We start from the raw sequence: 15,244 nt of genomic DNA, 5'->3' as shown, positions 1-15,244 counted from the left end.
TCCAAGCGATTCTATTTGCCGCCGCGCCCTCAGCAGGTGGTGTCGACGAGGCCCAGGCTTGAGCTGGGCGTCTTGGTCGCGGCCGCGCCGGCTGCGTTGTAGGACGAGCTGGACAAGGTCTGCTGGGCGCTCTGCAGGATCTTGAGGAATTCCGCGAGCGGATCGGCGGCGGCGCTGGAATCCGCCGCGCTGGAATCCGCCGCGTTGGAAGAGGCCGCGTTCAACACCCCGGCGAGCTTGGTCTGGGTATCGTCGTTATCCTGATCGCTGCTGTCGCTCTTGGCCGCCTGGGATTTGTGGCCATGGTGACCGCCGCCGACGCGGTGCCCACCCCCGAGCAGGCTCTTCAGTTCGTCGGCCTGAGCGCTGGTCAGCTTTCCCGACGACACCTCGCCATCGATGAGCGAACCGACCGTCGTGCCCAACTTCCCGCTCGTGGAAGACGAGGTGCTTTGGGTCGAACTGGCGGTGAGCTGCTGCTGGATATCGCCAAGTGCGCTGCCGAGCGCAGTCCCGTCCGCTGCGGAAATCTTGCCCGAGGCGATGTCGGCGTTCAGCCGGCTTTGGACGCGCGTCTCGAACCGGGAATAGTTCTGCGCGCTGGACGATACGCTACTCATGGAACGCTCTCCTGACTGGCCCCTCTGGGTCATCGATGCCGGTGGCGGAGGCCGCATCAGTAGCGCCCCCTGGGCAAGCGGCACGCAATTGCCGAGCCGGAGAAAAAGGCAATCAAATCAATCGGTTCAACAATTATTCATCATAATGATCCGGCAGCTTTTGCCATGTTGCGAGGTCCGGGAGGCAGAAATTGCCCGCTCTTCCCGGCTCATCGCCGGCATGCCGCAGGCCGTCATGGCCGGGAATGCTGCGAAACCGGCGCGACGCGGCAACTTCGGGCTCTTGCCTCACGCCGCAAATCATCCGAAGAGGACGAGGCTGCAATCGAACCCGGTCGCGGCCCGCAGGCCGCCATTCGCTGCCGGCGCTATGTGGGAACCGGCGGCGAAACACTCTCCCGCTGCCAGCCATCCCCGCGGCAAGGGACGGCGCGTCGCCAGATGACCAACACTCGCCAGCAACGCATCCTGCTGACCGGAGCCGCCGGCTTCATCGGCTACCATGTCGCCGAGGCGCTGCTTGCCCAGGGCATCCAGGTTCTGGGCATCGACAACCTCACGCCTTATTACGACCCGGCCCTGAAGCAGGCCCGGCTCGACCGGCTCACCCCGCGCAATGGCTTTGCCTTCGAGGCGCTGGATATCGCCGATTACGACCGGCTCCTGTCGACTTTCGCGGCCTACCGGCCCGACGCCGTCATTCACCTCGCTGCCCAGGCCGGCGTGCGCTATTCGCTCGACAATCCGCGCGCCTATGCCAGCGCCAATCTCGACGGGTTCCTGTCGGTGCTGGAGGCCTGCCGGCACAATCCCGTCAATCATCTGATCTATGCCTCGTCGAGCTCGGTCTACGGCGCCAATGCCAAGACGCCGTTCAGCGAGCACGACGGCGCCGATCATCCGGTCTCGCTCTACGCTGCAACCAAGCGCGCCAATGAGCTGATGGCGCATTCCTACGCCCATCTCTATGGCATCCCGGCGACGGGCCTGCGCTTCTTCACCGTCTACGGCCCCTGGGGGCGGCCCGACATGGCCTATTTCAAGTTCACCAAGGCGATCCTCGAGGGCCAGCCGATCGACGTTTACGCCGAAAGCGAGATGAGCCGCGACTTCACCTATGTCGACGATGTCAGCGAGGCGATCGCCCGGCTCGTGGCCGCGCCGCCCCAGGCCGATCCCGCTTTCGACCAGGCCCGCCCGGATCCCGCGACAGCCGCCGCTCCGCACCGCATCTACAATATCGGCAACCACACGCCCGTGCGGCTCGATCGTTTCATCGCGGCGGTCGAGCAGGCCTGCGGCAAGCCCGCGATCAAGCGCCATTTGCCGATGCAGCCCGGCGACGTGCCCGCCACCTTCGCCGATGTCTCTGCCCTGATGGCGAAGGTCGATTTCAGGCCGGACACGCCGATCGAGGCCGGCATCGCCCGTTTCGTCGCCTGGTACCGCGAATTCTACCGCATCGGGACAGCCGGTTGATCAGCCCCTGACGACGTCGCGGGAGAACCGGGCGACGGATTCGTCGAGGCGGGTCGCCGAAACATCGATCCCGGCCGCTGCCTGGGAAATCTCCTCGCCGCTCTCCAGAGTGCGGGCCGCATCGGCCGCGACGCGGTCGATCGCCTGCGCCGCCTGCTCGGCCTCGGAAACGGCGCGTGCCAGCAGAGCCAACATGGTCTCAATGGCCTCGGCTTGCTGGTCGACGGCAACGACGATGCCGCCGGTCGCACCCACGATCGCATCCGTCGAGGCACTGATGTTCATCACAGCCGTGAGCGAACGCTCGGTCGCCAGCCGTACCTCCTCGATGCGCTGGGCGATGTCTTCCGTCGCCGCTCCGGTACGCGCGGCGAGATCTTTGACCTCGCTGGCAACGACCGCGAAACCGCGGCCTGCGAGGCCGGCGCGAGCCGCCTCGATCGTCGCATTGAGGGCGAGCAGATTGGTCTGGGCGGCGATGTCACGGATCAGGTTGGAAACCTGGCCGATATCGCGCACCGCCCCGGTCAGCCCTGTCTTGATGGCAATAGAAGCCACGACATCGGTGGCCGCCATGCGCACGAGCTGCGTCGTCGCATCGGTCTCGTGGCGGATCAGGCCGATTGTCTCGGTCAGCCGGCGCGAACAGAACTCGACCGAGGCGATGTCGCTCTTGGCCGAACCGACCCGTCCGAGAGCTCCCGACAGTGATTCATGCGAGCTGCGGGCGATGGTCCGCAGTCCCTCGGCCGCCTCGTTCATGCGGCTCGCCGATTGCGAGAAGGCGCCGAGGATATCGCCGACATCATCGCGGAAACCCGCAGCCTGCGCCTCCACCTGCTGGCGCCGCCGTTCCTCGCTCAGCGCGCGCGCCTGTGCCTCCTCGCGCAGCGTCGCCGCCGTGATCGAGCCCCGAACGCGCTCGATATAAAGCAGCGCGAAGGCCCGCAACGAGATGACCAGCACGGTGCTGTAGATCAGCAGCATGGCAAGGTTGGCGACTGCCTGGTCAAGCCCCGTGAAGACGAGCTGGGTCAGTCGGCCGGCCATGATCAGCCCCGAGAACATCAACGCGGCCGCCGGCATGCTCGCCATCGTGAAGATACCCGCGAAGATGAGGCCCGCCAGGATGGTCGAAAAGAGCACCTCCATCTGCGGAGCGACGCCCGGATTGAGCCCCACCGCGATCACCAGCCAAGGCATTGCCATGATGGCCGAGTCGGCGATGATGCGCGCGACGAAGCGTTCCGAAGGTGGCTCGCTGCGCTGGCGCGCCTTGATCTGTCTGATCCGCCTGATCCCGAGGAAGCCGATGGCGGCAACGCTGGCCGCCCAGGAGACAGGCAGCAGGATCCAGCCATAGTAAAGCGCCGCGAGCGCGATGACCCAGGCGGCCAGCACATTCGAGATCAGGATCGGCGGCAGGATAGTGACGAAGATGTCTGCCTGCGATTGCCGCAGCAGGGCCGCCTCCCCCTCATTCAGGAGAGGCAGCCGCAGCAATCTGCTGATCCATATCTGATAGCGCGCCAAAAGCGCTATGATCTTCGGCACTTGGCGCTGTTGATCCGCTCTCTCCATGCCAGCTTTGCTGTCGTGCGCTTATACTCCCATGGACAGTTTGGACGCGGGAACTCAAGACCAGGTTAATCTCGCCTCACGACCAGTTCGGCCGCCATTTGGCGACTCTGCCTGCCTCTGGCTGCTACACCGCCCCATGCGCCTCGACGTAAAGCGCATAGAGCGAATGCGAGCTCGCCATGTAGAGGCGATTACCCTTGGGGCCACCGAAGCACAGATTGGCGCAGCGCTCCGGCAGGCGGATGAAAGCGAGCGGCTTGCCGGCGGGGCTGAACACCATGACGCCGTCGAGATCCTCCGACTTGCCCCTCAACGAGAAGACCTTGCGCCCGCCAGCATCTGCCGCTTCCGCATTGAGCGCGCCATTGCTGCCATAGCCGCACCAGAGATTGCCGTCGCGGTCGACCCTGAAGCCGTCGAGGGCGCCGAAATCGGCGGCATCGACCACCTTGGTCTTGTTCGAGGCCTTGCCCTGCGCGTCGATATCGTAGCTCCAGATACTGCGATTGGGCGTGCCGCGCCATTCCACGACATAGAGCTTCTTCTCGTCGTGCGAGAAGGCGAGGCCATTCGGGTTCACCAGATCGGTGATCACCGCCGAGAGCTTGCCGTCGGTACCGATGCGATAGACGTTGGTCGTCGCCTGCTCCGGCTTGGCGCGGAAGCCTTCCCATTCGCCGCTGATGCCGAAGAGCGGATCGGTGAACCAGATCGTATCGTCGGATTTGACGACGATGTCGTTGGGCGCGTTGAGGCGCTTGCCCTCATAGCTGTCGGCCAGAACGGTGATCTTGCCGTTCTTCTCGGTACGGGTGATCCGGCGCGTCGCCGAATGCTCGCAGGTGACGAGACGGCCCTGGCGGTCGCGGGCATTGCCGTTGGCGTAATTGGCATTCTCGCGGAAGACGGTGAAGCTGTTCTTCACCTCGTCATATTTCATGATCCGGTTGTTCGGGATGTCGCTCACCAGCAGGTAGCGCCCTTGCGGGAAATAGACCGGCCCCTCGGCCCAGCGCATGCCGGTCCCCAGTTGCTCCACGGTGCTCGAATAGATCCGGTATTTCGCGAAGCTGGGATCGAGGATCTCGACCGCCGGATCAGGGTAGCGCTGGTTCGGCTTGAACGGGAAGCCCTGCGCGAGTGCAGGCCGGGCCAGAACTGAGCCGGCGATGACGGCCGCACCGCCCGCGAGCAGATGACGACGAGATGTTTCAACCATTGTTTCCCCCAGAGTTTTTTTGTCGTTGATGGTCTTGGGCGGTAGTCAGTCTTGGACGGCAGCCGGTCTTCGCCGGCTTCTCCGCGGAATATGGTCCCAAGGCTTGCGCGCCGCCGCCTCAGCAGCGGGCGACGCGAGTGTTCAGGACCAGCTCGGCCGCCATTTGGCGAACTCGGCCTTGGTCTCGGCATTGGCGGGATAAAGCCCGAAGATGCCCTGCCCGGCGCGCACGCGCTCGGCGACGAAATCCTCATAGGCCGTCTGCTCATAGACCTCCGGCGCGATCTCATTGGCGAGATGGGCGGGGATGACGCAGACGCCCTCGCCGTCTCCGACGATGATGTCGCCGGGATAGACCGCGACGTCGCCGCAGGCGATCGGCGCGTTGATGTCGAGCGCATGGTGGCGGATCAGGTTGGTCGGCGCGCTCGGGCGGTTATGATAGGCGGGGATCGCCATGGCGGCGATCTCCGGCGAGTCGCGAAAGCCGCCATCGGTGACCACACCGGCGACGCCGCGCTGCATCAGGCGTGAGACCAGGATGCCGCCGGCCGAGGCCGCGCGCGGGTCCTTGCGGCTGTCGATCACCATGACATGACCGGCTGGGCAGTCCTCGACCGCGCGCCGCTGCGGATGCTCTGTGCCCTCGAAGGACGAGAGCAGGTCGAGATCCTCGCGCGCCGGGATATAGCGCAGCGTGAAGGCTTCGCCGACCATCGAGCCGGACTTCTGGCCGAGCGGCCTGACATCCTGGATGAAAACATTGCGGAAGCCGCGCTTGAACAGCGCGGTGGTGAGCGTGGCGGTCGAGACGCGCTTTAGCTTGGTGCGATTTTCGGGAGTGAGGGTCGTCATGATCTTGAGCGGGGCTCCAGCGAAGGGTCGAGCATTTCGTCAGCGTGAGACGGATGGCGTGGCGGTCGAGAACCGGAGCGGAGCGTACTCAAGTACGTGAGCACCGGAAGCGCAGACCGCCACGTCAGGCGGCCGCGCTGGCGGAATGATCGGCCCTTCGCTCATTCGATCTTCACATTCGCCTTCTGCGCCACCTCACCCCAGCGCTTGGTCTCGGCGGCGATATGGGCGGCGAACTGTTCTTGCGTCGAACCGACGGGATCGACGCCGAGCTTCTTCAATTGCTCGATCGTGCCAGGCTCGCGCATGATCGCCTGCACCTCGGTGGAAAGCCTGGCGACGATCTCCTTGGGCACGCCCGACGGCGCGAAGAAGCCGTGCCAGGAGGTCGCGGCATAGCCCGGGATGAACTCGGCCAGAGCCGGCAGATCCTTCGCCACAGCCAGCCGCTCCGGCGTCGCGGTGGCGAGCGCGCGGATCTTGCCGGCCTCGACATGCGGCCAGGCGATGGTAATGTTGTCGAACGAGACCTGGATCTGGCCTGAGAGCAGATCCTGCGTCACCTGCCCGCTGGAACGATAAGGCACATGGGCCATGTCGGTCCCGGTCGCGACCTTGAACAATTCGGCCGCCATATGCGTCGAGGTGCCGGCGCCCGACGAGCCGAACGAATATTTGCCGGGATTGGCCTTCAAGAGCGCAATCAGCTCCGGCACCGTCTTGGCCGGCAGGTCGATATTGACCATCAGGATGTTCGGCACGCTCGCCACCTGCGAGATCGGCGCGAAATCCTTGATGTGGTCATAGGGCATCTTGGCGTAGACGCCGGGATTGATCGCATGGGTCGAGACCGTGCCCATGGTCAGCGTGTAACCATCGGGCGTCGAGCGGGCGACGGCAGCGACGCCGGTATTGCCGCCGGCTCCGGCCCGGTTCTCGACGATGAAGCGACCGTTCATCCGGGCGCCCAGCCTTTCGGCCAGCAGACGTCCGAGGATGTCGGTGGTGCCGCCCGCGGCGAAGGGCACGACGATCGTCACGACCCTGGAGGGATAATCTCCCTGAGCCATCGCGGCTGGCGCAGCAGCCAGGCAAGCGGCAGCGATCATGGCCCTGCGTGTCAGTCTCATTGTCGGCAATCCTCCCATTGCGTTTTCAGTCCCGGCTCGTTGCGCCGGTGCGGCCCTTGGCTTGGCCTTGAGGGTGACATAGCACGACATTTCGAATTTGAAATCTGAAATTTCAGACTTGCCGGCACTTGCGGTTTGTGATGTTTGGTGCCGCCATGGGTTCCTGGTCGGCCTCACTCCCCGTCGGGGAATCGCCGGCCGCGAAACCATGTCTTGAAACCACCATGTCTTGGAACGGTATGTCGCAATCGATCGCCATCGAGCCCGTCGCTCCGCATCTGCTGCGCTCCCTGCGCGAGCATGTGCATGAGCGCTTGCGTCGCGCGATCGTCGCCGGGCGCTTCCGCAATGGCGAACGCCTGAACGAGCGCCAGCTCGCCGAAATGCTCGGCGTCAGCACCACCCCGGTGAAGGACGCGATCCGCAAGCTGGAAAGCGAGGGGCTGGTCCGGACGGAAGCCCGGCGCGGCGTCTTCGTCGAGTTCTCGGCCCGGCAGGCGCTGGAAATGGCGCTCGGCCGCGCCGCGCTCGAAAGCGTCATGGCTCATATCGCCGCCAACCGGCTGAGCGATGCCGACATCGCCGAGATGGCGCGCCTGATCGACGACATGGAGCATGCGACGGCGCATAGCGCGCTCGAGGACCTCGTCACCCTGAACGAAGCCTATCACGGCGCCATCCACCGGATTTCAGGCTGCACCTATCTCGAGCGCCGGCTCGACGGCCAGCGCATGTACGACCATGCCCAGCGCATCGCCCTGCTCTCCGAGTCCGCCGAGCGCGGCCAGGGCTTTGAGGAACACAAATCGATTTTCGAGGCGCTGGCGGGACGCGATCCGGCGCTCGCCGAAACGAGGATGAGACGCCACATCGTGCGCTCGGCGAAAGCCCATGTGCGCCAGGTGTTCGGCGCAGATGCGGAGGGACTGGCCTATGACGAGTGATACAGTGCGCAAGGCTTTGCGCGGCATTTCCGGCGTGCATGTCACCGCCTGGGGGGCCGATGGCGAGGCCGATTGGGCGGTGACCGGCAAGATCGTCGCGCGCATCGCGGCTGCCGGCATCCACAACATCGTCTCGGCCGGCAACACCGGCGAGTTCTACCCGATGACCACTGACGAGGTCGTGCGCAGCCATGCCGTCGCCGCGCAGGCAGCAAACGGCAAGGCGCTGGTGACCGCCGGCATCGGCCGCTCACTGCGCGAAGCCGTCTCGACCGGCAAGCTCGCGGCGGCCGCGGGCTGCGACGCGGTGATGGTGCATCACCCGCTCGACCCCTTCGCTGCGCCGCAATCGCAGGCCGACTACATCATCGCCATCGCCGAGGCGCTGACGCTGCCCGTCGTCGCCTATATCCGCTCGGACGCGATCGGCGTGAAGGACCTCGTCCGCGTCGCGACCCATGCCAATGTCGCCGGCGTCAAATTCGCCTCGACCAATGTGATGCTGCTGGCCGAATGCGTCCGCTCCACGGAAGGCACCAGCGCCAACTGGATCTGCGGCCTGGCCGAAGGCTGGGCCGCGCCCTTCTATGCTCTGGGTGCGCGCGGCTTCACCTCGGGGCTGGTCAATGTTGCTCCCGAACGCTCGCTCGCGATCTGGCACGCGCTGGAGGCGGGCGACTTCGCCAAGGCGCGTGCGCAGGTCAGCGAGATCGCCGGCTTCGAGACGATGCGGACGAAATACGGCAACGGCGCCAATGTCACGGTGGTGAAGGAGGCGCTCGGCCTGCTCGGCACGCCGGTCGGGCCGGTGCGCCTGCCTGGCCTGCCCGAGCTGAACGAGGCCGAGCGCGCAGAACTCCGCCGCATCGTCGCCGGCTGGAGCGCCGTGCGAGCAGCGGCGGAGTAAAGCGCCGCGCGCCTTCCAACACCCTCGCCGTCATCCCGGACAAGCCACGCAGTGGCGCAGATCCGGGATCCATCGGAGGGCTCCGGAGCTCTACGATGGATCCCGGGACGACCTCAGGTCGCCCGGGATGACGGAGAGGTTCAAGAGCAAAAACGATTCTGAGGAAACGCCATGACCCATCCCCGCAAGACGCCCGATACCCTGCGCAGCAAGCGCTGGTTCGGCGCCAGCGACCTGCGTTCCTTCGGCCATCGTTCGCGGGCGCTGCAGATGGGCTTCGGCCATGACGAGTTCATGGGCAAGCCGGTCATTGGCATCCTCAACACCTGGTCCGAGATCAATCCCTGCCACACCCATTTGCGCGACCGCGCGGAAGCGGTGAAGCGCGCGGTCTGGGCGGCGGGCGGCTTTCCCGTCGAGATCCCGGTGATGTCGGTCTCGGAGCAGTACCAGAAGCCGACGACGATGCTGTACCGCAACTTCCTGGCGATGGAGGCGGAAGAATCGATCCGCTCCCACCCGCTCGACGGCGCGGTATTGCTCGGCGGCTGCGACAAATCCACCCCGGCCCTGATCATGGGCGCCTGCAGCGCCGGCCTGCCCTTCATCTTCGTCCCGGCAGGCCCGATGCTGCGCGGCAACTGGGCCGGCAAGGTGCTGGGCTCCGGCGCCGATGTCTGGAAATACTGGGCCGAGAAGGAAGCTGGCAACATCACCGACGATCAATGGCGCGACATGGAGAGCGGCATCGCCCGCTCCTATGGCACCTGCATGGTGATGGGCACGGCCGCGACGATGATGAGCCATGCCGAGGTGCTGGGCCTGACGCTGCCCGGTGCCTCCGCCATCCCCGCCGCCGATGCAGCCCATCCGCGCATGGCCGCCGCCAGCGGCAAGCGCATCGTCGAGATGGTCTGGGAGGATCTGACGCCTGACCGGATTCTGACGCGGAAAAGCTTCGAGAACGCATTGACCGTGCATATGGCGGTGGCGGGCTCGACCAACGCCATCATCCACCTCATCGCCATGGCCGGCCGCGCCGGCGTGCCGCTGACGCCAGATGATTTCGACGCCTTCTCACGGACAGTGCCGGTGATCGCAAACTTACGCCCCTCCGGCGAGTTCCTGATGGAGGACTTCTTCTATGCCGGCGGGCTGCCGGCCCTGCTCAAGCAGCTTGAGAGCAAGCTCCACACCGACGCGATGACGGTGACCGGCAAGCCGATCTCGGAGACGATCGCGCTGGCCCAGATCTATGACGACAACGTCATCCGCCCGCTTGACCGCGCCGTCTCGACCGCCAACGGGCTCGCCGTGCTCAAGGGCAACCTCGCCCCCGATGGCTGCGTCATCAAGCCCTCGGCCGCCGAACCGCGCCTGCTCAAGCATTCAGGTCCGGCGCTGGTCTTCGAGGACTACGATGCGATGATGAAGGCGGTGAATGACGAGAGCCTCGACGTCACGGCCGACCACGTCATGGTGCTGAAGAATTGCGGCCCCGTCGGCGGTCCCGGCATGCCGGAATGGGGCATGATGCCGATCCCGCGCAAGCTCCTGAAGCAGGGCGTGCGCGACATGCTGCGCATTTCGGACGCCCGCATGTCCGGCACCAGCTACGGCGCCTGCGTGCTCCATGTCGCACCCGAAGCCTATATCAAGGGACCGCTCGCGGCAGTCAGGACCGGCGATATCATCAGCGTCGATGTCGAGGCGCGCAGCATCAACGTCAATCTGAGCGACACTGAGATCGCGGCCCGCCTTGCGACCTGGTCACCGCCGAACCGCGACTATCCGCGCGGCTACGGCAAGATGTCGGCGGCCCATATCCGCCAGGCCGACAAGGGCTGCGATTTCGACTATCTCGAAGGCACGGCGAAGATCCCCGAGCCGGAGATTCACTGAGGCAGGCTGCGCGCCGCCTCAACCCCGCCCGAACAGCCCGTGAAAGCGACCGAGGAAGCTCTTGAGCCGGTCGTTCTGAGGATTGCCGAAGATCTCGGCCGGCGGCCCGGCCTGGGCGACCTTGCCCTGGTCGAGGAAGACGACGTGGTGCGAAACATCGCGCACGAACATCATCTCGTGGCTGACCAGCAGCATCGTCATCCCTGACTCGGCCAGGCCCTGCATCACGCTCAGGACCTCCGCGACGAGCTCGGGGTCGAGCGCCGAGGTCACCTCATCGAACAGCAGCAGGCGCGGCTGCATGGCGACTGCCCGCGCGATCGCCACGCGCTGCTGCTGGCCGCCGGACAATTGATAGGGATAGTGCGCGCTGCGATCAGCCAGCCCGACGCGACCGAGCCAATGCTGGGCGATGTCGCGCGCCTCGGCATCGCTCTTGCCCTGCACCTTGGTCAGTCCGAGCATGACGTTGGCGGCGGCCGTCAGATGCGGAAACAGGTTGAACTGCTGGAACACCATGCCGAGCCGCGCACGCTGCGCCGAGATCCGGGTTTCGCTCAGGCGCTTCCGGCGCTCACCGGCCATGATGTAGCCGACCGGGTCGCCATCGAGCAGGATCTCGCCGCCATCATGCTCTTCCAGCAGATTGATGCAGCGCAGGAAGGTTGTCTTGCCCGACCCCGAGGCCCCGATCAGCGAGACCACCTGCCCCTGGCTGACGGTGAGATCGATGCCCTTCAGCACCTCGATCTGGCCGAAGCTCTTGCGCACGGCGCGGGCTTGCAGAAGCGCTGGCTCGGTCATCGGCAGCCGTTTCCTCAGTAACGCAGATAGGAGAACCGCCGCTCCAGCGATGCGCCGAGCTGGGCCAGCGTGAAATTGATCACGACATAGAGCGCCGCGGTCAGCAGGTAGAAATCGATGATCATGTAGTTGCGCGCCATCGCCTGCTGGGCCGACAGCAGCAGCTCGACCACGCCGATGATCGAGAGCAGCGTCGTGCCCTTGACGATCTCCAGCGCGGTGTTGACCCAGGGCGGCAGCATGCGGCGCACGGCCTGGGGCAGGATGACATAGGAGAGTCGCTTGCCGAAGCTCAGCCCGATCGCCTTGGCCGCCTCCATCTGCCCGGCGGGCACGGACTGGACCGCGCCGCGGAAATTCTCGGCGACATGAGCGGTGGCGAAGGCGCCGAGCGCGATGACGCCGGCCCAGAAGGCCGGCACGTTGATGCCGAACAGCGCCAGCCCGTAATAGGTGAAGAGGATCAGCACCAGCAGCGGGATGCCGCGCATCAGGTCGACATAGAGCCGCGCGACCAGCCGCAGCCACCACCAGCCATAAGCCAGCGCCACGCCCATCGCGAGCCCGCAGACCGTCGCGATGACGATGCTCAGGGCCGAACTCAACATCGTCACGCCGAGCCCCTGGAGCAGCGAGGCCCGCGCTTGCCAGGCCTCGAACAGGAAGGTGCCGGGCGCCATCGAGAAATCCATGGCGGCCTCAGCGGATCGATGCGTAGCGGCGCTCAAGCAGCCGCAGCATCATGGCGATCAGATAGGCGCTGACGAGATAGAGCGCGCTCGCGGTCAGCCAGACCTCCATGACCCGGAAAGTGTTGGCGTTGATCTGCCGCGCCGTGAAGGTCAGCTCCGGCACCGCGATCGCGGCCGCCAGCGAGGTGTCCTTGAACAGCGAGATCAGGTTGTTGCCGATCGACGGCAAGGTGATGCGGAACATCACCGGCAGAATGACATAGGCCTGGCGCTGCCAGGGACGCAGGCCGATCGCCTTGGCGGCCTCGACATATTGCTTGGGTATCGAGGCCAGACCGGCACGGAAGACCTCGCACATATAGGCGCCGGCATAGAGCGAGAGCGAGAGGACGAAGCTCTGCGTCTTGTCGAGAAAGGTGACGTCGAACTCCGGCAGGCCGAAATAGAGGAAGAAGATCAAGAGCAGCAGCGGCGTGCAGCGGATGAACTCGACATAGGCCCAGACCGGGGCGGAGAGCCAGGTCTTGCCCGACACGCGCGCATAGGCGGCCAGGAGCCCGATCACGCTGCCGATCAGCAGCGACACGACCGCGAGACCGAGCCCGAGCAGCAGGGCATCGGTCAGCTTGTCGGCGTTGCGCGCGATGACGGACCAGTCGAAATGATAGTCGATCATGATGGCAGTGATTGTCCGAACCGCGGCGCGACGCCGTGCCGGCCGGCGCGCCTGCCGACCGGCCCCGGCAAGGGCCATTCCATCAAGCGAACTCTTGCGGAAAACCGACCTTCGGGATCGGTAGTTCGATGCCGAACCATTTCTTGTAGGAGGCGGCGAAATAGTCGAAATCGACGCCCATCATCGCCTCCTTATAGGCCGTATTGACCCAATTCAGCCAAGTCGGATCGCCGGGCTTGACCGCCGAGGCATAGGAATTCGGCATCCAGCCGAAGCCGGAATCGACGAAGCGCCCGGGCGCTTGCTGCATCAGCCAGCGAATGGCCGACTGGTCCTGCAGGGCCGCATCGATACGGCGGGCGTTCAGCGCCTGCATCGTCGAATCCGGGCTGTCGAAGGCGTCGACCTTGGCCTGCGGCAGGGCCTTGTGGATCCACTCCTCCAAGAAGACGTTCTGCATCCCGCCGACCGTAACGGCGCTGCCCGCAGCCTTCAGCTCGTCATAGTTCTTGTACTTGCCGCCGCGCCCCAGCAGCAGCAATCCGACGCCTTCGCGATAATAGGGAATGGTGAAATCGACCTGCTGGGCCCGCCCGGCCGTCACGGTCATCCATTGCACCACGATATCGACCTTGTCGGTGACGAGGCTCGGGATGCGCGCATCCGAGCCCTGGAGCACGAACTCGACCTTCTCGTAATCGTCGAACAGGCCCTTCGCCAGGAGCTTGGCCAGGTCGATGTCCATGCCGACAAGCTTGCCGCTGGCATCCTGGAAGTGCCAGGGCGGGTTGGTGCTGCCCGTGCCGACGATGAGCTTGCCGCGCTCCTTGATCGTATAGAGCTTGCTCTTGGCGACAGTCTGGGCCTGCGCGGTCGAGGACGCGATCAGGCTGGCGGCTGCGGCGGTGCCGATCGCGGCGCCGGCGAGACCGAGCCCGAACAGGCTGCGGCGTTCGACCAGCAAGGCCGGATCCTGCGGGGAAGCAATGTCGTCCTGAACGCCCATCTCGCTCTCCATTTCGCTCTGCACGCGCCGCCGATTTCGGCGGGCCGACGTCATCGGCTTTCGCAAGAAGCGGGCCATCCCGGGGCTCCCGCAAGGTCGGGGCCGGCCTGACGAGGCCTCGACCCGGGGCCATCGGCAGGGCATGCTGGGGCCAGATTCAGGCGGCCCAGCTCCGGGCCGCCTTGCGCTCGCAGGCGAGACCTCTCCTTTGCCCGAAACGCCACCCTTCGCCTCGCCTCGCCTGAACTGCTGCGAGGCTTTCGAGCCCCCGACCAAATCCTGGATCGAGCAGCAGCGCAGGGCGCCGGCGATCTGCCTGAGCCGTCGCGGCAGGCGCCTCGCCGACGTCGCCGCCATCAATACCGATGTGAAGGATCTCTATCGCGACTGAACCACCCGGAACCAGACGAGGCCGGATCAACCGGCCCGCTTTGCCACAGGAGGAGAACGCTCGATGTTGAAACGCAATTTCCTGGGCGGCGCATTCGCCGCCCTCGCTCTGGCCGGCATAACGCCCGCCTTGTCCCAAGCCTATCCGACGCGGCCGATCACCCTGATCGTGCCCTATGCGCCCGGCGGCGCCACCGACATCATCGGCCGCGTCATCGCCGAGGAGGTCTCGCACACGATCGGCCAGCGCGTCGTGGTCGAGAACCGCGCCGGCGCGGCCGGCAGTGTCGGTGCGGCGGCCGTGGCCCGGGCCCAACCCGATGGCTACACCCTGCTGATGGGTGCACTCACCAGCCACTCCATCAATATGGGCCTGCAGGCCAAGCCCGGCTTCGACCTGAAGAAGGATTTCGCGCCAGTCACGCTCGCCGGCACGGTTGGCCTCGCGCTCGTCGTCCACCCCTCGGTGCAGGCCAAGACCATCCCCGAACTGGTCGCACTGGCCAAGGCGAAGCCCGACGACTTCAACTACGCCTCCTCCGGCAATGGCTCGCCGCAGCATCTGGCGGGCGAGATGTTCAATGCGCGGGCTGGCACCAAGCTCGGCCATGTCGCCTATCGCGGCTCGGGCCCGGCGATGACCGACATGATCGGCGGTCAGGTCAAGGTGATGTTCGACACGATCCCCTCCGTGCTCCAGCATGTGAATGCAGGCTCACTGAAGGCGATCGCGACGACCGGCCGCGAGCCCTCACCCTTCATGCCGGATTATCCGACCGCGATCTCGCAGGGTCTGGCCGATTTCGAGATCGGCTCCTGGTTCGGCGTGCTGGCGCCGGCCGGCACGCCACAGCCCGTCATCGACAAGCTCAACACCGAGATCGGCAAGGCGCTGCGGAGCCCGCGGGCGCTGGAGGCGATGAAGCTCCAGGGCGTCACGCCCAAGCCCGGCACGCCGGCCGAGGCGACTGCGCTGATCGACAGCGAGATGACGAAATGGAACGAATTGATCAAGGCGACCGGGCTCAAGCCGGAATGA

Annotated in this window: 15 protein-coding genes; 6 read left to right on the top strand and 9 right to left on the bottom strand. The window is 65.6% G+C overall.

The annotated features are described in order from the left end of the window. Positions 1–29: 29 nt before the first annotated feature. On the bottom strand, positions 30–620 hold the full coding sequence (locus ACSQ3P_RS20185) for a hypothetical protein (protein WP_436167280.1): 591 nt from the start codon (positions 618–620) through the stop codon (positions 30–32). Positions 621–1,061: 441 nt separating this feature from the next. Between ACSQ3P_RS20185 and ACSQ3P_RS20180 the strand changes: the two genes are divergently transcribed. After that, positions 1,062–2,099, top strand: a complete 1,038-nt coding sequence (locus ACSQ3P_RS20180) for an NAD-dependent epimerase (protein WP_436167279.1) — start codon at positions 1,062–1,064, stop codon at positions 2,097–2,099. On the opposite strand, the gene ACSQ3P_RS20175 is transcribed toward ACSQ3P_RS20180, so the two are convergent. The 4 genes from ACSQ3P_RS20175 to ACSQ3P_RS20160 form a co-directional block, all read right to left on the bottom strand. After that, on the bottom strand, positions 2,100–3,602 hold the full coding sequence (locus ACSQ3P_RS20175; protein WP_436167278.1) for a methyl-accepting chemotaxis protein: 1,503 nt from the start codon (positions 3,600–3,602) through the stop codon (positions 2,100–2,102). A gap of 202 nt (positions 3,603–3,804) precedes the next feature. Continuing rightward, positions 3,805–4,899 (bottom strand): SMP-30/gluconolactonase/LRE family protein, encoded by a 1,095-nt coding sequence (locus tag ACSQ3P_RS20170; protein WP_436167277.1) that lies wholly within the window; start codon positions 4,897–4,899, stop codon positions 3,805–3,807. Between the two features lie 141 nt (positions 4,900–5,040). Then, positions 5,041–5,754 carry a ribonuclease activity regulator RraA gene (locus ACSQ3P_RS20165; protein WP_436167276.1) on the bottom strand — a complete coding sequence of 238 codons (714 nt, stop codon included), beginning with the start codon at positions 5,752–5,754 and terminating at the stop codon, positions 5,041–5,043. A 161-nt stretch (positions 5,755–5,915) separates the two neighbouring features. Then, positions 5,916–6,884 (bottom strand): Bug family tripartite tricarboxylate transporter substrate binding protein, encoded by a 969-nt coding sequence (locus ACSQ3P_RS20160; protein WP_436167275.1) that lies wholly within the window; start codon positions 6,882–6,884, stop codon positions 5,916–5,918. A gap of 224 nt (positions 6,885–7,108) precedes the next feature. Here ACSQ3P_RS20160 and ACSQ3P_RS20155 point away from each other — a divergent pair, with 224 nt between their 5' ends. From ACSQ3P_RS20155 to araD, 3 genes are all read left to right on the top strand, one after another. Then, positions 7,109–7,828 (top strand): GntR family transcriptional regulator, encoded by a 720-nt coding sequence (locus ACSQ3P_RS20155; RefSeq protein ID WP_436167274.1) that lies wholly within the window; start codon positions 7,109–7,111, stop codon positions 7,826–7,828. Next, positions 7,818–8,735, top strand: a complete 918-nt coding sequence (locus tag ACSQ3P_RS20150) for a dihydrodipicolinate synthase family protein (protein WP_436167273.1) — start codon at positions 7,818–7,820, stop codon at positions 8,733–8,735. The genes ACSQ3P_RS20155 and ACSQ3P_RS20150 overlap by 11 nt, the downstream gene beginning before the upstream one ends. 171 nt (positions 8,736–8,906) lie before the next feature. Continuing rightward, a complete protein-coding gene (araD, locus tag ACSQ3P_RS20145) occupies positions 8,907–10,637 on the top strand; it encodes an L-arabinonate dehydratase (protein WP_436167272.1) in 1,731 nt (576 codons plus the stop codon). Between the two features lie 18 nt (positions 10,638–10,655). On the opposite strand, the gene ACSQ3P_RS20140 is transcribed toward araD, so the two are convergent. From ACSQ3P_RS20140 to ACSQ3P_RS20125, 4 genes are all read right to left on the bottom strand, one after another. Beyond that, positions 10,656–11,441, bottom strand: coding sequence for an amino acid ABC transporter ATP-binding protein (locus tag ACSQ3P_RS20140; RefSeq protein ID WP_436167271.1), 786 nt, complete (start codon positions 11,439–11,441; stop codon positions 10,656–10,658). Between the two features lie 14 nt (positions 11,442–11,455). Continuing rightward, positions 11,456–12,133, bottom strand: a complete 678-nt coding sequence (locus ACSQ3P_RS20135) for an amino acid ABC transporter permease (protein WP_436167270.1) — start codon at positions 12,131–12,133, stop codon at positions 11,456–11,458. A 7-nt stretch (positions 12,134–12,140) separates the two neighbouring features. Next, positions 12,141–12,806: an amino acid ABC transporter permease gene (locus tag ACSQ3P_RS20130; RefSeq protein WP_436167515.1), complete on the bottom strand. Its 666-nt coding sequence runs from the start codon at positions 12,804–12,806 to the stop codon at positions 12,141–12,143. 85 nt (positions 12,807–12,891) lie between these two features. Continuing rightward, a complete protein-coding gene (locus ACSQ3P_RS20125) occupies positions 12,892–13,815 on the bottom strand; it encodes a transporter substrate-binding domain-containing protein (RefSeq protein WP_436167269.1) in 924 nt (307 codons plus the stop codon). 208 nt (positions 13,816–14,023) lie between these two features. Between ACSQ3P_RS20125 and ACSQ3P_RS20120 the strand changes: the two genes are divergently transcribed. Beyond that, the gene (locus ACSQ3P_RS20120) at positions 14,024–14,206 is read left to right on the top strand and encodes a hypothetical protein (protein WP_436167268.1); all 183 of its coding nucleotides are present in this window, start codon (positions 14,024–14,026) and stop codon (positions 14,204–14,206) included. Between the two features lie 63 nt (positions 14,207–14,269). Then, positions 14,270–15,244, top strand: coding sequence for a Bug family tripartite tricarboxylate transporter substrate binding protein (locus tag ACSQ3P_RS20115; protein ID WP_436167267.1), 975 nt, complete (start codon positions 14,270–14,272; stop codon positions 15,242–15,244).

The organism is Allobosea sp. LjRoot9 (genome assembly GCF_964252745.1).
Taxonomy (GTDB): domain Bacteria; phylum Pseudomonadota; class Alphaproteobacteria; order Rhizobiales; family Beijerinckiaceae; genus Allobosea.
Note: the sequence above shows the minus strand (reverse complement) of the source record. Positions and strands in the feature narration are given on the sequence as shown.